Below are 19,446 nucleotides of genomic sequence, written 5' to 3' on the forward strand. Positions count from 1 at the left end.
CGCACTAAAGTTCACATCATATTTATAAAACAAAAATTTAAATACGCCGATAATATGTATATTATCCATTTTTTACTGTAATTTTGCACTACTAATATAAAACACTCAAAATGATGAAGAAAATACTGTTACTCGGTTCCGGCGAACTAGGAAAAGAATTTGTAATTTCAGCTCAACGTAAAGGCCAGCACATCATTGCTTGCGACTCCTATGCAGGAGCACCGGCTATGCAAGTGGCCGATGAATTTGAAATATTCGATATGTTGAACGGTGAAGAATTGGAACGCGTGGTGAAGAAGCACCGTCCGGACATTATCGTTCCGGAGATTGAAGCAATCCGCACAGAACGTTTATACGACTTCGAAAAAGAAGGCATTCAGGTAGTTCCCAGTGCTCGTGCCGTGAACTTCACCATGAACCGTAAAGCCATTCGCGACCTTGCCGCCCAAGAACTCGGACTGAAAACAGCCAAATACTTCTATGCCAAAACCCTGGAAGAACTGAAAGAAGCTGCCGATAAAATCGGTTTCCCTTGTGTCGTTAAACCGTTGATGTCTTCTTCCGGCAAAGGACAATCGCTTGTGAAGAGTGCCGACGAACTCGAACACGCCTGGGAATACGGATGCAGTGGCAGCCGTGGCGATATCCGTGAGCTTATCATTGAAGAATTTATCAAGTTCGACAGCGAAATCACCCTGCTCACCGTTACCCAAAAGAATGGTCCTACCCTCTTCTGCCCTCCCATCGGACACGTGCAGAAAGGTGGCGACTATCGTGAAAGTTTCCAGCCTGCACACATTGATCCCGCCCATTTGAAAGAAGCGGAAGAGATGGCCGAAAAAGTAACCCGTGCATTGACAGGCGCAGGACTTTGGGGAGTTGAGTTCTTCCTAAGCCACGAGAACGGAGTTTATTTCTCCGAACTTTCTCCTCGTCCGCATGACACTGGTATGGTGACATTGGCGGGTACACAAAACCTGAATGAGTTCGAGCTACATTTACGTGCCGTACTCGGTCTGCCTATTCCCGGCATCAAACAAGAACGGATAGGCGCAAGCGCTGTGATCCTTTCCCCGATTGCCAGCCAGGAACGCCCGCAATATCGTGGCATGGAAGAAGTGACGAAAGAAGAAGATACCTACCTCCGCATATTCGGCAAACCGTTTACCCGTGTCAACCGCCGCATGGGAGTAGTGCTTTGCTATGCTCCGCTGAATGCCGACTTGGATGCCCTGCGTGATAAGGCCAAGAGAATTGCCGAGAAAGTAGAGGTTTATTAAAACCGGAAGGAAGATAAGGAATCATGGAGAATTAGAAGAATAATAGAGAAAACAAAAAGAGGGTGTCCACGGATACCCTCTTTATTTTCTCTATAAAAAACTACCGCCTATCGTTTCTTGCTCAAAAAACGCTTTGCCAAATACTTGCGTAAAGGTTCGTCATAGAATTTCAAGCTTAGATAAGCCAGTACAATGCACAATGCATAAACACATAAAGCTACCTGCCAAGTCTCACCCAGCGTATAGAGTTGATTCTTAATCAGCCATGCATAGAACAGATACATCAACGGATAGTGTATCACGTAGATCGGATAAGATATATCTCCCAAGAACTTACATATCTGCGTTGACTGCTTATCCGTCGTACTTCCCGACGCACCCAACCACACAAGGATAGGGAAAGCAACGACAATACAAAACGCTTCATACACACCGTTCGTACAAACCGGCTCTGCACCCTCCAAATAAGGAACGAAAAACAGGGCAATCAATATAAGGGTACATATCCAGAAAGCACCTTTCACTTTCACAGGTTTGAAATTGCGGGATAAAAGCATACCCAAAGAGAAAGGGAAAAGCATTCTCAATAATCCGCCCAGAAAGTTTACGCCATCCAGCGTCCACCCTACCCCAATGTTTCCATAAGTGGAGACATCGAAGATGGCGAACAACGTCAACGCCACTCCCAGCAATACCACCATCACAGCCAACGCTTTATTAGACAGACGGCGAATGAATAACGCATAAAGGATATTGCCTATATACTCGAAAAACAACGACCAGCACGGACCATTCAACGGAAACATCTCGCCATTGCCACGAACCTCATAGCCCGCACCCGGCATGGCAGGAATGAAAAATATCGTGCAAAGAAGAGACAGCATCACCATGGATATGGCAACGTGCGTTCCATCCCATTGCACAGAACCCTGAATGCAGAACGTGATAGCTCCCAGAACAGCCCCCAGAACAACCATAGGATGAAGACGTATCAATCGGCGTTTAAAGAAATCTTTCATGGTGAGACTCTTACCCCAACGGTCGTCGTAAGCGTAACCGATCACAAAACCCGAAAGGATAAAAAAGAAATCCACGGCTAAATATCCGTGATTCAGAGTTTCAATAGCACTATTACCGGCAAAAGCGAAGCCCTCGAATACGTGATACCATATCACCATAAGAGCTGCCACACCGCGAAGTCCGTCAAGAAGTTCATAATGAGCCTTGGTATCTGAAAAGGCTGAAGCAGAAATGTTCGACATTTGTTTTTCTATTAGTAAGTTAGTATTTTCAGAGGGCAAAGATACGGTTTGCGCTACGAAGTTTCTTTGCTCTAAAGCAAAAAAGCCTGGCTAATCGCTATTTTTTAGCACGTACCCGGCTAAGGGTATAGATGGAAATGCCCAGAAAGGCAGCCACATATTTCAGTTTCACTCGGTTTATCAGTCCGGGATAGCGGCGGTTGAACTGTTCGTAACGTTCTTTGGGCGAAAGTTGAAGGCGCTCCACAAACATATGGCTAAGCTCCTTATTCACATTCTGATGCAAGATTCTTCCCCAGTTGGCTATGTCGATATATGTTTCGTAAAGGACATTCAGCTTGTCGATGTGGATGACGTAGATTTTGCAATCGGAAAGCGTTTCAACGCTTTCTACCGATGGTTGCTGATAGTAGAGCGAATCCATGCCGAACGTTACGTCGCCCTCCTGACTGAACCACGTAGTGGTATCCTCTCCGTTGTGGTGGAATACGGAACGGGTGATACCCTCTTCAATAAAATAAACCAGACGGTCTGTGACACCTGACTGAACGATACGGGTATCTTTGGGATAATACCTTAATTCCATATTCGCCTGAAGCGCTTGAAGTGCTTCGTCGGAAACCGGATAGATTTGCTTGATTTTACGAATGATATTTTCCATTTGGGGGAATGGTGTATTGGGAGTTAATGACGTACTTTAGGATATTTATTATTAAAACGGAAACCAAGACCGAGCATCAGATAATTAGGGGTCTGGAAATTCTGGAGATTGTAGCCAATGTGAAGGAATGAATTCCGGGTGACATTGATCTTCAACGCAAAGACCTGATACAGTCCGCGTAAATCGCCACGCCCCAGCACATTCGTTCCCAAGCCGACACCGATGGTAAAAAACGGCATCACGTATTCGGCCCGTCCGGAAAGTCCCAACGCAAGCTGATGCTGGATGCCCGGCACAAGAAATTTACGACGGGAGGAACCGCTGCCTGCATCGTACTCCACCAGCGCATCTTCGGTGTACACATTGGCACTGCCGTCATAGACACCATCCAGCGAAACTCCGAAACGCAGCTTATAGTTGAAATTGTACATCGGAGCAAAGTTGAACCCCGCTACGGGATAGCTGCCCGGTGATGCAATCTGTTTTTCACCTACATAGACACCTTTGCGACGCCACGAGCCGAACAACACAAGGTCATAACTGATGTGTCGCGGAAAACGGGGAACGTAGGGATGAACCAATGATTTAGTGAGGTCGGCTTCTTCTCGGTTGAAGTTGTATACCAGTCCGATTTTCGCTCCGGTGGTGTTGATACCTGCATTGGGAAACTTGGTGTTGCCGTTGGAGAAATGCGTGAAGTCTCCGCCGATGATAAAGTCGAAATAACGGGAAAGCGACCAGTTAAGGTAGATACCTGCGTTGAGGTAGGCATTCACCCGTGAGCCTACGGCTCCGTTGTAGGAGTTGTAATCGTTGTCATAAGGTTTCCATCCGGCAGAGATTCCGAAATTCCACTCGTAATTGAGCGAAAGGCGGGGATGGAAACGGGCAATGCGTGCACCTTGAAAGACGTAGAACGTCATCGGATCGCCCAACTGCTTTTTATCGCCAAAGGTGGTGAAGGCCAAGCCGAAACCTTGATAAGCTCCGCCATAGATACGGTCGGCACAGGTGTTGGGACGATACTTGAAAGAGTATTTCAGATGAGCGGCAAATGAACTCTGGATGGGTTTCCACCGTTCGTTCTCACCTTGCAGGAAAGGATTGGTGGGGAATACGTATTGCGGCCGCGCCTCTATCCCCAACCGGTGAATGAAAGGTTGGTCTGCCTCCTGCGCACAAAGCGAAGTGAAGGGGAAAAGCAAGGCGGAACAGATTACAACGATTTCCCATCCGGGTATCTTTACTCTCATATAATAGTCTGGTTTGTCTTTTCAGAACGGAAGTTACAAATGGAGCTTCTCAATGAACTGTGCCACATGATAGCCGTCCATCAATCCATGATGGCAGGTTACGGAAACGGGCATCATCAGTCTTTCTCCGTCGCGGAAGTACTTTCCGGTGGAGATTTTGGGAACACTGTCTCCCGAACGCATATTGGTGGGGTGCTTCATGTCGGTGAATGAGAGCCACGGCACTGCCGAATAATGTATGGCATTGGGATGGAAAGTGCCTCCTTTGTTGAGTCCCGTAGTGGCTTGCAAACGTTCCATCTCTGCTTTTGCCCGGCGGATAAAGACGAGTTCGTCCGGATCGTATTCAAAGGCGGCAAAAGAAAAAGTATGGTCGGCACGACCTACAGTGGCTTCGGGCAGAAGGCTGTCATAGCACACCACCTTATCGCCTTCGATGCGGTAACGGAATTCTTCTACCGCAGCAGCGGCAGTCGTTATCCGGTGGAGGACTAACAGGGAAAAAGATATACCTTTGGCTTTGGCTTCCTGATACGTGCGCGTACAGTCTACCTGAACGGTCACTCCGAAAAACGGATCGTCAAAAGCACTGAAATGTTCGTAATGTTCTCTTCTGTTCCAAGTAGCAATATCGATGATCTTCTCTATCTGATTCATTCTAAACACTCTTTTTAAAGTTTCACCACAGATTACACAGATAATCACAGATTGATTCCGGATTAAAACCCCGATTGAGAAATTTAAAAAGCCCAGCAAACACTGAAATTCTCTATATTGATAATCTGTGCTAATCCGTGTAATCTGTGGTGAATAAATTACTGATGTTGCTCACGCAGCAGGTCGTTCACAGTTTTTACCGGGTTGAAAGTGGAAAGTGGCACTTCTACAAAAACAGTGTTCCAATCACTCATCGCACCATTCCACAAACCAGGAAGTTCGAGAGCTTTCAGTTCCTTGCCGTTTTTCGACTTGTAAGAGATAAAGCCGGTCGCCTTGTCTACGTATTTCACCAAATCGAACTTATGACCTTTATAATCACGCACGGCACATACCAAGTCCACCGGATTGAAGTGCGTACCCTTCTCGAACATTTCCTTTTTCTGCGGATCGTTCATGTCGATCTGCGAGCTCTCAAGAATTTGAAGAGAGATCGTTCCGTCACTGTTGTATGCCAGGAACGGACCGCCACCCGGTTCACCCACATTCTTCACCATTCCGCAAACGCGCATCGGACGGTTCAATTTGTTCTTCAGGTAAATAGCAAGCACAGAATCTTCGAGGTCTTTCGTTTCCGGATTCTTGCAGAAAAGTTTCTTTTGCAGGAATTGCAGCATTTCCATCATCTGTTCGTGCGTATATTTTCCGCTATCGAGCAGTTCGAGATATTCGAATGCCTGTTTTTGTAAGGTAACGAGTACACCGGCAATCAGTTTTTTATAAGTAACGGTGTCCGCTTTCAGTTTATCGGGAACTACATTGTCGATGTTCTTGATGAAGATAACATCCGCATCGAGATCGTTCAGATTCTCGATCAATGCTCCATGACCACCCGGACGGAACAAGAGTTTGCCGTTATCACGGAACGGCTGGTTGTCCATATCAGCGGCAATCGTATCGGTACTCGGCTTCTGTTCGGAGAAGGTGATATAATAATCTACTCCATAACGTTTGGCAAACTCACCGGCTTTCTCTTCCACCAGTTTCTTGAAAAGTTCTCGGTGTTCGGTAGACACGGTGAAATGTACGTTCACTTTGCCACTCTTTCCTGCTGCATACATGGCGCCTTCAGCCAAATGTTCCTCTAATGGAGTGCGTGCACCTTCGGGATATTTATGGAATTTGAGCAGACCTTTCGGCAGTGCACCATAATTCAAGCCGGCAGTTTCGAGCAATGCGGATACCACAGCTTTATAATTGCCTTCTTCCATCAACCCGGCGATATTCTTCCCGGTAATGCGTCGGCAAGCTGCATCGAGATCGTCATAAAAAGCAAAATCCTTGATACCGGCAAAGAATGCTTGTTCAAACTTGGTTGTCGGTTTGTCATAATCAGCAGAAAGGAACTCGAATAGGTTCTTGAACATACGACTTGCAGCACCCGAAGCCGGTACGAACTTTACAATCGTCTTATCCGTGTTTGTATATGCGTCCCACGCTGCCAGATAAGCTTTCTGTTCTTCTGTATTGGGAGCCAATATACCTCTTTCAATGGAAGCAGCCGCATCCAGTTTCAGATAAGGGAAACCTGTCTGGAAGCAAGCCAGTTGCTCTGCTATTTGCGCTTCCGTAATGCCTTTCTTGGCAAGCAACTCTTTGTCCTGTGTCGTTATCATAATATCTAATTTTATTAATTGATGCCCAAAAATACAAAATGTTATTTACTTCTTGCCGAATAACCAATAAAAAAAGTAATTTTACATCGAATTAACAAGATTGAATATGGACGACTTTTTTACATCAGAGGAAAAAAAGGAGCTTTTTTCACTCTATCGGCACTTGATGCAATCTGCCGGAGACAGTATTTCCTGGAAGGATTGTATAAAATTAAAGAATCATCTTATCAAAGCTGCCCAATGTAACGGGCTGCAACGCAATAACTTCGGGATGAATCCCGTTATCAAAGATCTGCAAACGGCAGTCATCGTAGCCGAAGAAATCGGAATGAAAGGTTCGTGCCTTATCGGTATCATGCTGCACGAGATTGTAAAAACGCATATTCTGTCTATCGACGAGGTAAGCGTGGAATACGGAGAGGATGTGGCAAGTATCATCAAGGGATTGGTGAAAACGAATGAGTTGTATGCGAAGAGCCCGGCAATAGAGTCGGAGAATTTCCGTAACCTCCTGCTATCCTTTGCTGAAGATATGCGTGTGATCCTGATTATGATAGCTGACCGTGTGAATGTAATGCGCCAAATCAAGGATACGGGAAACGAGGAAGACCGGATAAAGGTGGCCAACGAGGCTGCTTATCTGTATGCTCCGTTGGCACATAAGCTGGGGCTCTATAAGCTGAAATCGGAATTGGAAGACTTATCGCTGAAATACACACAACGGGATACTTATTATTTTATAAAGGATAAGTTGAACGAGACGAAGGCGTCACGCGACAAGTATATCGCTGCCTTTATCGAACCGATCAAGAAGAAAGTGACGGAAGCGGGCTTGAAGTTCGACATCAAAGGACGTACCAAGTCCATTCATTCGATATGGAACAAGATACAGAAGCAGAAAACCCCGTTTGAGGGTATTTATGATCTGTTCGCTATCCGCATTATCCTGGATTCGGAACCTGACCCGGCAAAAGAAAAGCAGGAATGCTGGCAGGTATATTCTATCGTGACAGATATGTATCAGCCTAACCCGAAGCGTCTGCGTGACTGGCTGTCGATTCCGAAAAGCAACGGTTACGAGTCATTGCATATCACCGTAATGGGACCGGAAGGGAAATGGGTGGAAGTGCAGATACGTACCCGCCGCATGGATGAGATTGCCGAACGGGGACTGGCCGCGCACTGGAGATATAAAGGTATCAAAGGAGAAACGGGCCTGGACGAATGGCTGACTTCGGTACGAGAGGCGTTGGAGAATGCAGACAACGACTCAATGAAGATGATGGATCAGTTCAAGATGGATCTTTACGAGGACGAGGTTTTCGTGTTCACTCCTAAAGGGGATTTGTTCAAGTTGGCAAAAGGGGCTACGGTACTCGACTTTGCCTTTCATATCCATAGCAAACTGGGATGCAAATGTATCGGCGCTAAAGTAAACGGCAAAAATGTCCAACTGAAGCAGAAGTTGAACAGTGGCGACCAGGTGGAAATCATGACTTCAAATACCCAGAATCCGAAGCAGGATTGGCTGAACATCGTAACTACCTCCAAAGCCCGAACGAAGATACGGCAGGCGCTCAAAGAAATGGTGGCACGCCAACATGACTTTGCAAAAGAAACACTTGAACGAAAATTCAAAAACCGCAAACTGGAGTATGATGAAGCGACCATGATGCGCCTCATCAAGCGTTTGGGCTTTAAAAACGTGACGGAGTTCTATCAAAAGATCGCTGATGGTGTGCTGGATGTAAACGAGATTCTGGACAAATATGTGGAGCAGCAGAAACGGGACAACGACACGCGCGACGAAATAGTCTACCGCAGTGCTGAAGGGTACAACCTGCAAGCGGCACAGGAAGAGACTACCTCCAAAGAGGATGTGCTCGTAATCGACCAGAATCTAAAAGGATTAGAATTCAAGTTGGCGAAATGTTGTAACCCTATCTATGGCGACGATGTATTCGGTTTCGTAACGGTAAGCGGCGGGATAAAGATTCACCGGGCAGACTGCCCGAACGCCAATCAGATGCGTGAACGTTTTGGTTATCGGATTGTGAAAGCCCGTTGGGCAGGCAAGTCGGAAGGGACACAGTATCCCATTACGCTGCGCGTCGTAGGGCACGATGATATCGGCATTGTGACGAATATTACTTCTATCATATCTAAGGAAAATGGAATCACACTACGCTCCATAGGAATCGATTCAAACGACGGGCTGTTCTCCGGTACACTAACGGTCATGGTTGGAGATACAGGTCGCCTGGAAGCGCTGATCAAAAAGCTAAGAACAGTGAAAGGAGTGAAACAAGTGAGCCGGAACTAGTTTTTTTCACCACAGATTAACACAGATTCTCACAGATTAAAAAGACAAGTACAGTATAGCCACTCCGAAAGGACTGAGTTCAAAATAAATTGCATTAATTTGCACAATCCTGCATTTTGCCTTTTCTTTCTTTAATCTGTGAAAATCCGTGTTAATCTGTGGTGAAGAATTCTATCGCACTTTTTTCCTTTTATAATAAGGATAAGTCACCAAAACAAAGAATATCAAAGCTATCGAAGCTACTATCTGACCGATATGAAGCATCCTGTCTGTATCCAACTCCATACAGCAGGCAGCTGCGATACCTAAAGAAATACCCATTTCACTAGCCAATAAATGAGTGGTATTTGCAGTTCCCCGTTGACAATGATGGGATAACTTCACGAACATAATCAGAAACTCCGGCATGATAAAGCCTAATCCAAGTCCCAAAAGTATGGAAGAAACGCCTATCGGAGTACTATTCAACAATGATATGGCAAGAATCTCTAGTCCAAGCCCCATAATTACCAGTCTCAATGTTTTTTCTTTCAGGAAAAAGAGACGAGCAAACAAGAGAGATACCAAGTAACCGCCCCCCACTCCTACAAAGAAAGGCACTGAAACACCTGTATTTCCCAAAATGGAATCATTCAGGAAAGGATGTACAAGAGGCATCAGCAATCCCGGAACAAACGTAATCAGAATCATATTGATAGCCGGAATCCAACTACGCAACAATAGAAAACGGTCAAAAGAATAGAGTCTGGTGACAATAGGTGCACGGAAAGGTACATATATTCCTGATACGACAAGAATCCCTAACACTCCGGCAATAACGGATACGTACAGCAAATTCCGGATTGGATAACTCTGATAAAGCCAGACTCCGAGAACGATACCTAGAATCATTCCCAAACGGGCTACCCACGAGAAACTGACATTCCCTGCGCTACGGAGCGTAGAGTTGGTGATGTCGATAGCCAACGTGATACCCGCAGTAGTGGCTACACCGAACGCCAATCCTTGTACAGTGCTTAGCAGGATAAGTTCCGTAAGGTTCGTCACAAACGCATAGCCTACCGTCGCTGCCACCATAAGAGCGAAAGCATATATACATACGTGCTTCCGTTTGTAAGCGTCCACCAAATAGGCATGGAAAGGACCGATCAGGAACATTCCCAATGTAAAAAAAAGAAAGATTACTCCTGTCTGTGCCACCGGCACTCCGAGACGGTCTGCCATCTCAACGGAGAGTACCGGAAATAACACATACAAGGACACAAACAACAGCAAATTAGCTATACATATCCGTATAAAATGTGCTGTCCACAATGTAACTGCCATATATTGCTTTAATATTGTTCCTTCTCGTTGGGGAAGTAGCAGTTCTTTACGTCGGACACATAACGACTGATAGCATCGGTCATCACTGTGTACAAATCGGCATAACGACGCAAGAAACGGGGACGGAAACCATTATTCATGCCCAACATATCCTGAATCACCAACACCTGGCCATCTACATGTCCACCGGCACCGATACCAATAATAGGTATAGTCAACTCACCGGCTACACGTTCTGCAAGAGTTGCGGGAATCTTTTCAAGAACAATCGCGAAACAACCTGCTTCTTCCAGCAAATGAGCGTCACGAATCAATTTCTCCGCTTCGGCATCATCTTTGGCGCGCACGGTATAGGTTCCGTATTTGTTGATAGACTGCGGCATTAGTCCCAAATGTCCCATCACCGGAATACCTGCACCGACAATGCGTCTCACCGTATCGATGATTTCTTCTCCGCCTTCCATCTTCAAAGCGTCAGCATGACTTTCTTTCATGATGCGGATAGCGGAAGCAAGACCTTCCATCTCGTTGCCTTGATAGGAACCGAAAGGCATATCCACCACCACCATAGCACGTTTTACACCACGCACCACAGATTTTGCATGGTAGATCATCTGGTCAAGCGTGATAGGCAATGTAGTCACGTTACCTGCCATTACATTGGAAGCGGAATCGCCTACAAGGATTACATCTATCCCCGCACCGTCCACAATCTGCGCCATCGTGTAATCGTAGGAAGTAAGCATTGAAATCTTTTCGCCTCTCTGTTTCATTTCAACCAAGCGATGTGTCGTCACCTTTCTTGTGTCATCTGATATATAACCAGCCATTTCTTTCTAATTAAAAATTATAAATTAAAAATTAAAATCGGGGCAGCATTGGCGCTACCCGAAAATCGGGGGCAAAGTTATAACATTTAATTCATAACAGAGAAGGAAATGCAAAAAATCCTCTCAATCCCTTGTCAGAGACAGCAATTTCTCATAACTCATTCCGGTAAAGTCATCCATTATATAATGCGCTTTTCCGGTAATGGCTTTGCGGGAATTGGTTGTAGCAAGACCGATCACGGTTGCACCGGAAGTCATTCCCGCCTGCAGACCATGAAAAGAATCTTCAAAGACGTATGTGTTTTCCGGAGTAGCTCCAAATACTTCCATCCCTAGAAGGAAACAATCGGGAGCAGGTTTGGAACGGGCAAACATCTCTCCGGTAAGAATACGGTCTACCATTGCCGGAAACTCGGGATGAGCATTGTAGACGTTCTGCATCTTCTCTCCATTAGAGCTGGTTACTACGGCTATCTTCACACCATGACGGCGGAGTTCGGCGATAAAAGCTTCCACTCCGGGAATATATTCATAGGACATCTGTTTCTCAAAAACATTGAGGTCTGCCGTGATTTTCTGCCGGGCTTCCGGAAGAGCTGAAAAGTATTTCTCGTAGATTTGCGTCAGCGTCTGCCCTTTGATACGGCGTCCGAAATCTTCCTCATTCAGATATTTACGTCCCTGCTCGTCCCAAAAGACGGTGTACTGTGTTTCCGTATCCATAATAACACCGTCAAAGTCGAACAGCGCTGCAATTGTTTTCGTTGTATTCATATGAAACTTTCTTTTTACCTAAAACGTTAAACCTTGTGTATCTATGCCTGCAAAGTTCCGAATAATCATCGAATCAGACAAATAATTTGTACCTTTGCAATGCTAAAAAAAACGTAACGGACGTTTTTATCCAACAAATCGACTTTTATTTATCCAACGAATCGACCAACGTATGAGCAAGAACGACCCACATATCTTAGGAAAGGAAAGCATTGGCAAGTTACTGCTACAATATTCCATTCCTGCCATTATCGGAATGACGATTACTTCTATCTACAACATTATTGACAGTATCTTCATCGGACATGGTGTGGGGGCAATGGCCATTGCAGGACTGGCTATCAGTTTCCCTTTGATGAATCTCGTAGTCGCTTTCTGTACATTGGTATCGGCAGGCGGATCAACCCTTGCCTCTATTCGATTGGGACAAAAGGATCTGAAAGGTGCTACGGAAATTCTGTCACACACGCTTATGCTTTGTATCACCAATTCTGTCTTCTTCGGAATATTGTCCTTTATCTTTCTCGATGATATCCTGCTGTTTTTCGGTGCCAGTCACGACACACTTCCATACGCACGCAGTTTCATGCAGGTAATCTTGTTGGGAACTCCTATTACTTATACAATGATAGGATTGAACAATGTGATGCGCGCTACCGGGTATCCGAAGAAAGCAATGCTTACCTCGATGGTGACGGTAGTTGCCAATATCATCCTCGCCCCTATCTTTATCTTCCACTTTGAATGGGGAATGCGGGGAGCTGCTACGGCAACGGTTATTTCACAGCTCATCGGCATGGTATGGGTGGTAAATCACTTCATGCAGAAAGAGAGTACAGTGCACTTCGAAGGAACAATCTGGAAGATGAAAGGGAGAATCGTAGAGAGCATTTTCGCTATCGGCATGTCACCTTTCCTAATGAATGTTTGCGCTTGCATTATTGTCATTATTATCAATAATAGCCTACAGGAACACGGAGGAGACATGGCTATCGGCGCGTATGGTATCATCAACCGGCTGCTGACTCTTTACGTAATGATTGTATTAGGATTGACGATGGGAATGCAGCCGATTGTCGGCTATAACTTCGGAGCACAGAAACTTAATCGCGTCAAACAGACTTTACGACTGGGAATTCTTTCAGGAGTGGTTATCACTAGTAGCGGATTTCTGATTTGCGAACTATTCCCTCATGCCGTATCAGCTCTCTTCACAGACAGTGACGAATTGATTGATCTGGCAGTAGAAGGGCTTCGCTTGGCAGTACTTATGTTCCCATTCGTAGGAGCACAGATTGTTATCGGTAACTTCTTCCAAAGTATCGGGAAAGCGAAAATAAGCATTTTCTTATCCCTGACGCGACAGTTGCTTTATCTTCTGCCCTGCCTGTTGCTTTTCCCGAATTGGTGGGGATTGAAAGGTATTTGGATCAGTATGCCGGTGTCGGATGCTTTAGCCTTTATCACAGCAGTAATCAGCTTGATGATATATATTAAAAAGGTATCGAAACAACAGCCGATAGCTGAATAAAGGATAGTTACTGTTCATTTTCTCATTTTTATTGTTCAATCAGTCCTAATTAGGGATTTATCAATTGCCCATCCGATTGAAAACTCTATATTTGCATAAAGTTTTCAAAACTACAAACGATTAAACTATGTTGAGAAAGAATTTATATGGGCTTTTATCGTGTCTGTTTCTCGCAGGATGCGGTATGATAGATTATCATCCGTATGACGTCCGCATCAGTGGCGAGACAAATGTCAATGCACATAATATGGAAAAGATAGAAGCAAATTGCAAAGGCAAAACTACAATCCGTTTTGCTGCAATGGGAGATTCACAACGTTGGTATGACGCAACGGAGGACTTCGTAAAAGAGATCAATAAACGGGATGATATTGACTTTGTAATCCATGGAGGAGATATGAGTGATTTTGGAGTGACCAAAGAGTTTCTCTGGCAACGGGATATCATGAACGGGTTAAAAGTACCTTATGTAGCCCTTATCGGAAATCATGATTGTCTGGGAACAGGAGAAGAAACTTATAAAGCAGTATTCGGCCCTACCAACTTCTCTTTTATAGCAGGCAACGTGAAGTTCGTCTGTCTCAATACGAACGCTTTAGAATATGACTACTCCGAGCCCATTCCAAACTTCACCTTTATGGAAGAAGAGATAACAAACAGAAGTGATGAATTTGAAAAGAGTGTGGTATGTATGCACGCACGCCCAGATACAGACGTGTTCAATAACAATGTAGTAAAAGTTTTCCAGCACTATGTCACTCAGTATAAGGGCCTACAGTTTTGTACAGCTGCACATACCCATCATTTTCGGGATGACATACTCTTTGATGATGGAATACATTATATAACCAGTGATTGTATGGATTACCGTACTTATCTGGTATTCACTATAACTCCGGAAAGCACCTCTGAAAATCCTGATTATGAATTGGTTGAATACTAAATATATTTTATGGACGGGAGTATTATCAATACTTCTCTCTATCTCCGGTCCGGTCTCGGCTACTTACAGAACAGATACAATTATCAACACGTATAAAGCCGATTCATTGCGTTTCATCATCAAGGCTGACTCAATTATCGCCTTCCAAGCCGGAGATTCTTTATTTACGATTATCAAAGCAGACTCCGTATTGCCCGCTACATCGAAAAAAGTTAAACATACCCGTTACGATAAACGGGTTCACCGTTTCCGCAGAAATTGGGAACGAATCATTCCTACCCACTCTAAGATACAGTTTGCCGGCAACATGGGATTACTTTCTTTTGGTACGGGATGGGATTATGGAAAACATAATCAATGGGAGACTGATTTATTGCTTGGATTTATTCCGAAGTATTCTTCAAAAAAGGCTAAAATAACCATGACTCTTAAACAAAACTACATGCCGTGGAGTATTAATATAGGAAAAGGATTCTCTACAGAACTCCTTACTTGTGGCCTATACATGAATACCGTATTTGGGGATCAGTTTTGGGTAAATGAACCGGAACGCTATCCAAAAGGTTATTATGGTTTTTCAAGCAAAGTACGTTTTCACATTTTCATGGGACAACGCCTGACTTACGATATTGACCCGCAACGTAGGTTTCTAGCCAAGTCCGTAACATTTTTCTATGAAATCAGTACTTGTGATCTTTATGTGGTCAGTGCTGCTACTAACAGCTATCTGCGTCCTCGTGATTATCTCAGCTTGTCTTTCGGACTAAAATTCCAATGGTTATAAACAAAATTACAATGACTTATAATGATGATACATACCCTCACCAACAATCCGCTATTTCGGGGAATTACTCCGGAAAAACTCTCTGCCAACCTGGAAGAAGTTAGTTTTCACGCCCGTTCATATAAGAAAGGGGAAATCCTGGCACGGCAAGGAGACGTATGCAATCGTCTTATAATCTTGATAAAAGGAAGTGTGCGCGGAGAAATGATCGATTACTCGGGACGGCTTATCAAAGTAGAGGATATAGCTGCGCCAAGAGCACTCGCTCCTTTATTTCTGTTCGGTGAGGACAACCGTTATCCGGTAGAAGTAACAGCCAACGAGTTGACCGAGGTTATCGAACTTCCCAAACCAAGCGTTTTGAATCTCTTTCGCAAGAACGAACAATTTTTGGAGAACTATATGAATCTTTCCGCCAACTATGCCCGTACTTTGTCGGATAAACTTTTCTTTATGTCATTCAAAACGATTCGACAGAAACTGGCTTCTTACCTGCTTCGGCTCTACAAACAGCAACAACAATCATACATTATCCTCGACCGTTCACAACAGGAATTGAGTGATTACTTCGGAGTATCCCGCCCTTCCCTCGCCCGTGAACTGGCACATATGCAGGAAGACGGATTATTGATAGCCGACCGTAAACATATCACTATTTTACAGAAAGAAGAACTAGTCCGGCTTATCCAATAATGAGTATTCAGACAAAAAAATATTCATTGTTGTAACATTAGTTACAGAATCACGTAAAACCTTTGCCCTACTTTTGCGTTCAATAAACTGAAAGACTAATTAAAACGTAAAAGTTATGAGTATGTTTTGTTATCAATGTCAAGAGACAGCAATGGGTACAGGTTGTACCTTGAAAGGAGTATGTGGTAAAACATCCGAAGTGGCTAACCTGCAAGACTTACTACTTTTTGTAGTACGGGGAATCGCTGTATACAACGAACATCTGCGCAAAGAAGGACATCCTTCGGAAAAAGCAGACCAATTTATCTACGATGCACTGTTCATCACCATCACTAACGCCAACTTTGACAAAGAGGCCATCACCCGGAAAATCAAAGAAGGACTGAAACTGAAAAAAGAGCTCGGTAGCAAAGTAACTATAAAAAATGCTCCTGATGAATGTCTTTGGGAAGGCAGTGAGAAGGAATTTGAGGAGAAATCCAAAACCGTAGGTGTACTCCGCACTCCTGACGAAGATATTCGCTCATTAAAGGAATTGGTACATTATGGACTAAAAGGTATGGCTGCATACGTGGAACATGCACATAATCTCGGTTATCAATCTCCGGAAATCTTCGCTTTTATGCAATATGCATTAGCCGAATTAACCCGCAACGACATCACAGTAGAAGAATTAGTTCAATTGACTTTGGAAACAGGTAAACATGGAATATCCGCTATGGCACAACTGGATAAAGCCAATACTAGCAGTTACGGTAACCCCGAAATCACAGAAGTAAACATCGGTGTACATAACAATCCGGGAATTCTCATTAGCGGACACGATCTGAAAGATATCGAAGAATTGTTGAAACAGACCGAAGGTACCGGAGTAGATGTATACACCCACAGTGAAATGCTCCCCGCACACTACTACCCTCAACTGAAGAAATATAAACATCTGGTCGGAAATTACGGAAACGCCTGGTGGAAACAGAAAGAAGAATTTGAGAGCTTCAATGGTCCTATCTTATTCACAAGCAACTGTATCGTTCCTCCACGTGCGAACGCCACCTACAAAGACCGTATCTACATTACAGGTGCATGTGGTCTGGAAGGAGCACACTATATTCCTGAACGTAAAGACGGAAAGCCCAAAGATTTCTCCGCACTGATCGCCCATGCCAAACAGTGCCAGCCACCGGTAGCCATCGAAAGCGGAACGCTTATCGGAGGCTTCGCCCATGCACAAGTGACAGCTTTGGCAGATAAAGTAGTGAATGCTGTAAAAAGCGGAGCTATCCGCAAATTCTTTGTAATGGCAGGCTGCGACGGGCGCATGAAAAGCCGCGAATATTATACGGAATTTGCCCGAAAACTGCCGAACGACACGGTTATATTGACCGCCGGCTGTGCAAAATACCGATACAATAAATTGGCTTTGGGAGACATTAACGGTATTCCCCGCGTATTGGATGCTGGACAATGTAACGACAGTTACTCATTAGCAGTCATTGCCCTGAAATTAAAGGAAATATTCGGATTGGATGATGTCAATAAACTCCCTATCGTCTACAATATTGCCTGGTATGAACAGAAAGCAGTAATTGTATTATTAGCTTTATTGGCATTGGGAGTGAAGAATATCCATTTAGGACCGACTCTTCCCGCCTTCCTTTCACCAAACATAAAGAATGTACTGATAGAACAATTCGGTATCGGCGGAATCAGCACCGTAGACGAAGATATCATGAAGTTCTTGTCATAAGTATTTTATCCTAAATATTCATCAATCAGGCTCGAATCATGCAGATCGCATCATTCGAGCCTGTTTTCATATTCTCACAATTAGCTATTTCCGAGTATCAGATTGACCTTTTTAGACAATTTAACTACCATTTTTGACAAAAATACATCAAAACAGGTATTTCATTTGTTGCTAAATATATGTAACTTCGCACGGTGAAAAATAATGCGACATTCTTATAACTTTATAATATATAGCATATGATATTTACAGCAGAAAACACCTTACTTATCGGTTCTATCTTACTTTTCGTCAGCATTGTTGTTGGAAAAACCGGATACCGTTTCGGCGTACCTACTTTGTTACTGTTCCTCGTTGTAGGAATGGCATTCGGAAGTGACGGACTCGGTCTTCAATTCCATAATGCCAAAGAAGCCCAATTTATCGGTATGGTTGCCTTGAGTATCATCCTTTTCTCAGGAGGTATGGACACGAAATTCAAAGAAATCAAACCTATTTTAGGACCGGGTATCGTCTTATCCACTGTCGGAGTATTGCTCACAGCTCTTTTTACGGGGCTCTTCATTTGGTGGCTATCCGGTATGAGTTGGACGAACATTTATTTGCCTATCACCACTTCCCTATTGTTGGCCTCTACCATGTCTTCCACAGATTCGGCTTCGGTCTTCGCTATTCTCCGTTCGCAAAAGATGAATCTGAAGCACAACTTACGTCCCATGCTGGAGTTGGAAAGTGGAAGTAATGACCCGATGGCTTATATGCTTACCATTGTTCTGATACAGTTTATCCAATCAGCGGGTATGGGAGTCGGCGCTATTGCCGTTTCTTTTATCATTCAGTTTATCGTAGGTGCTGCTGCAGGATATATACTCGGGAAACTGGCTATCCGAATGCTGAACAAACTTAATATCGATAACCAGGCATTATATCCTATCCTGCTATTGGCATTCGTTTTCTTCACTTTCTCCATCACCGATTTAATGAAAGGTAATGGATATCTGGCTGTATACATCGCCGGTATGATGGTAGGTAATAACAAAATTATGCACCGTAAGGAGATTTATACGTTCATGGACGGGCTTACCTGGCTGTTCCAGATCATCATGTTCCTCTGCCTGGGATTGCTAGTCAATCCTCACGAAATGCTGGAAGTAGCCGCTGTCGCTCTGCTGATCGGTGTATTCATGATTCTTATCGGTCGCCCGTTAAGCGTATTCCTCTGCCTGCTCCCATTCCGGAAAATCACAATGAAGTCACGCGTTTTTGTATCTTGGGTAGGATTACGCGGCGCAGTTCCTATCATCTTTGCTACTTATCCGGTAGTGGCAGGAGTAGAGGGTTCGAATATTATATTCAATATCGTATTCTTCATTACCATCGTTTCATTGGTCGTACAAGGAACCACAATTTCCTTTGTAGCCCGCATATTACACCTCTCCGAACCTTTGGCAAAGACAGGAAACGATTTCGGGGTGGAACTGCCTGAGGAGATTGACTCTGATCTCAGTGATATGACTGTCACCCGCGAAATGCTGGAAGAGGCAGATACATTGAAAGATATGAACCTGCCAAAAGGTACACTAGTCATGATTGTGAAGCGCAAAGATGAATTCCTGATCCCTAACGGAACATTGAAATTGCACGAAGGAGATAAGTTGCTGCTTATTTCCGAGAAATCCAAAGAAGAGTCTGATTCTGAATAACAT

General features: G+C 44.2%; 16 protein-coding genes. 8 read left to right on the forward strand and 8 right to left on the reverse strand.

Annotated elements, in window-relative coordinates:
* The first annotated feature begins 113 nt into the window (after positions 1-113).
* Positions 114-1,280, forward strand: a complete 1,167-nt coding sequence (gene purT, locus GD630_RS06990) for a formate-dependent phosphoribosylglycinamide formyltransferase (protein ID WP_007760834.1) — start codon at positions 114-116, stop codon at positions 1,278-1,280.
* 107 nt (positions 1,281-1,387) lie between these two features.
* Here purT and GD630_RS06995 read toward each other — a convergent pair whose 3' ends face one another.
* The 5 genes from GD630_RS06995 to GD630_RS07015 form a co-directional block, all read right to left on the reverse strand.
* Entirely contained in the window at positions 1,388-2,542 is a 1,155-nt protein-coding gene (locus GD630_RS06995) for an acyltransferase family protein (RefSeq protein WP_143865823.1), read from the reverse strand.
* A gap of 97 nt (positions 2,543-2,639) precedes the next feature.
* Complete coding sequence (locus GD630_RS07000) at positions 2,640-3,203, reverse strand: Crp/Fnr family transcriptional regulator (RefSeq protein ID WP_143865822.1); 564 nt, start codon at positions 3,201-3,203, stop codon at positions 2,640-2,642.
* 23 nt (positions 3,204-3,226) lie between these two features.
* The gene (locus GD630_RS07005) at positions 3,227-4,456 is read right to left on the reverse strand and encodes an acyloxyacyl hydrolase (RefSeq protein ID WP_143865820.1); all 1,230 of its coding nucleotides are present in this window, start codon (positions 4,454-4,456) and stop codon (positions 3,227-3,229) included.
* 33 nt (positions 4,457-4,489) lie between these two features.
* On the reverse strand, positions 4,490-5,113 hold the full coding sequence (locus GD630_RS07010) for a chloramphenicol acetyltransferase (RefSeq protein ID WP_143865818.1): 624 nt from the start codon (positions 5,111-5,113) through the stop codon (positions 4,490-4,492).
* A 158-nt stretch (positions 5,114-5,271) separates the two neighbouring features.
* Positions 5,272-6,789 carry a DUF4301 family protein gene (locus tag GD630_RS07015; protein WP_143865817.1) on the reverse strand — a complete coding sequence of 506 codons (1,518 nt, stop codon included), beginning with the start codon at positions 6,787-6,789 and terminating at the stop codon, positions 5,272-5,274.
* A gap of 106 nt (positions 6,790-6,895) precedes the next feature.
* Between GD630_RS07015 and GD630_RS07020 the strand changes: the two genes are divergently transcribed.
* Positions 6,896-9,112, forward strand: coding sequence for a RelA/SpoT family protein (locus GD630_RS07020; RefSeq protein WP_143865815.1), 2,217 nt, complete (start codon positions 6,896-6,898; stop codon positions 9,110-9,112).
* Between the two features lie 171 nt (positions 9,113-9,283).
* Here GD630_RS07020 and GD630_RS07025 read toward each other — a convergent pair whose 3' ends face one another.
* From GD630_RS07025 to GD630_RS07035, 3 genes are all read right to left on the reverse strand, one after another.
* The gene (locus GD630_RS07025) at positions 9,284-10,438 is read right to left on the reverse strand and encodes an MFS transporter (protein WP_143865813.1); all 1,155 of its coding nucleotides are present in this window, start codon (positions 10,436-10,438) and stop codon (positions 9,284-9,286) included.
* Positions 10,439-10,446: 8 nt separating this feature from the next.
* Positions 10,447-11,268 carry a 3-methyl-2-oxobutanoate hydroxymethyltransferase gene (panB, locus tag GD630_RS07030; protein WP_007755208.1) on the reverse strand — a complete coding sequence of 274 codons (822 nt, stop codon included), beginning with the start codon at positions 11,266-11,268 and terminating at the stop codon, positions 10,447-10,449.
* Positions 11,269-11,391: 123 nt separating this feature from the next.
* Positions 11,392-12,042: an HAD family hydrolase gene (locus tag GD630_RS07035; RefSeq protein ID WP_143865811.1), complete on the reverse strand. Its 651-nt coding sequence runs from the start codon at positions 12,040-12,042 to the stop codon at positions 11,392-11,394.
* Positions 12,043-12,214: 172 nt separating this feature from the next.
* Between GD630_RS07035 and GD630_RS07040 the strand changes: the two genes are divergently transcribed.
* The 6 genes from GD630_RS07040 to GD630_RS07065 all read left to right on the forward strand — a co-directional run bounded on the left by GD630_RS07040 (position 12,215) and on the right by GD630_RS07065 (position 19,443).
* Positions 12,215-13,573, forward strand: coding sequence for an MATE family efflux transporter (locus GD630_RS07040; RefSeq protein ID WP_143865809.1), 1,359 nt, complete (start codon positions 12,215-12,217; stop codon positions 13,571-13,573).
* A gap of 127 nt (positions 13,574-13,700) precedes the next feature.
* Positions 13,701-14,516: a metallophosphoesterase family protein gene (locus GD630_RS07045; protein ID WP_143865807.1), complete on the forward strand. Its 816-nt coding sequence runs from the start codon at positions 13,701-13,703 to the stop codon at positions 14,514-14,516.
* Positions 14,497-15,300 (forward strand): hypothetical protein, encoded by an 804-nt coding sequence (locus GD630_RS07050; protein ID WP_143865806.1) that lies wholly within the window; start codon positions 14,497-14,499, stop codon positions 15,298-15,300. The genes GD630_RS07045 and GD630_RS07050 overlap by 20 nt, the downstream gene beginning before the upstream one ends.
* Before the next feature lie 24 nt (positions 15,301-15,324).
* Positions 15,325-15,993 (forward strand): Crp/Fnr family transcriptional regulator, encoded by a 669-nt coding sequence (locus GD630_RS07055; RefSeq protein ID WP_143865912.1) that lies wholly within the window; start codon positions 15,325-15,327, stop codon positions 15,991-15,993.
* Positions 15,994-16,108: 115 nt separating this feature from the next.
* A complete protein-coding gene (gene hcp, locus GD630_RS07060) occupies positions 16,109-17,740 on the forward strand; it encodes a hydroxylamine reductase (protein ID WP_182505727.1) in 1,632 nt (543 codons plus the stop codon).
* Between the two features lie 239 nt (positions 17,741-17,979).
* Positions 17,980-19,443, forward strand: a complete 1,464-nt coding sequence (locus GD630_RS07065) for a potassium/proton antiporter (protein WP_143865804.1) — start codon at positions 17,980-17,982, stop codon at positions 19,441-19,443.
* Positions 19,444-19,446 lie beyond the last annotated feature (3 nt).

It is taken from the genome of Bacteroides zhangwenhongii, from assembly GCF_009193325.2.
In the GTDB taxonomy this organism is placed as follows: Bacteria; Bacteroidota; Bacteroidia; order Bacteroidales; family Bacteroidaceae; genus Bacteroides; species Bacteroides zhangwenhongii.

Coding starts and splice junctions, on each gene's coding strand:
- purT (WP_007760834.1), top strand. CDS start 114: ATGAAGAAAATACTGTTACTCGGTTCCGGCGAACTAGGAAAAGAATTT.
- GD630_RS06995 (WP_143865823.1), bottom strand. CDS start 2,542: ATGTCGAACATTTCTGCTTCAGCCTTTTCAGATACCAAGGCTCATTAT.
- GD630_RS07000 (WP_143865822.1), bottom strand. CDS start 3,203: ATGGAAAATATCATTCGTAAAATCAAGCAAATCTATCCGGTTTCCGAC.
- GD630_RS07005 (WP_143865820.1), bottom strand. CDS start 4,456: ATGAGAGTAAAGATACCCGGATGGGAAATCGTTGTAATCTGTTCCGCC.
- GD630_RS07010 (WP_143865818.1), bottom strand. CDS start 5,113: ATGAATCAGATAGAGAAGATCATCGATATTGCTACTTGGAACAGAAGA.
- GD630_RS07015 (WP_143865817.1), bottom strand. CDS start 6,789: ATGATAACGACACAGGACAAAGAGTTGCTTGCCAAGAAAGGCATTACG.
- GD630_RS07020 (WP_143865815.1), top strand. CDS start 6,896: ATGGACGACTTTTTTACATCAGAGGAAAAAAAGGAGCTTTTTTCACTC.
- GD630_RS07025 (WP_143865813.1), bottom strand. CDS start 10,438: ATGGCAGTTACATTGTGGACAGCACATTTTATACGGATATGTATAGCT.
- panB (WP_007755208.1), bottom strand. CDS start 11,268: ATGGCTGGTTATATATCAGATGACACAAGAAAGGTGACGACACATCGC.
- GD630_RS07035 (WP_143865811.1), bottom strand. CDS start 12,042: ATGAATACAACGAAAACAATTGCAGCGCTGTTCGACTTTGACGGTGTT.
- GD630_RS07040 (WP_143865809.1), top strand. CDS start 12,215: ATGAGCAAGAACGACCCACATATCTTAGGAAAGGAAAGCATTGGCAAG.
- GD630_RS07045 (WP_143865807.1), top strand. CDS start 13,701: ATGTTGAGAAAGAATTTATATGGGCTTTTATCGTGTCTGTTTCTCGCA.
- GD630_RS07050 (WP_143865806.1), top strand. CDS start 14,497: ATGAATTGGTTGAATACTAAATATATTTTATGGACGGGAGTATTATCA.
- GD630_RS07055 (WP_143865912.1), top strand. CDS start 15,325: ATGATACATACCCTCACCAACAATCCGCTATTTCGGGGAATTACTCCG.
- hcp (WP_182505727.1), top strand. CDS start 16,109: ATGAGTATGTTTTGTTATCAATGTCAAGAGACAGCAATGGGTACAGGT.
- GD630_RS07065 (WP_143865804.1), top strand. CDS start 17,980: ATGATATTTACAGCAGAAAACACCTTACTTATCGGTTCTATCTTACTT.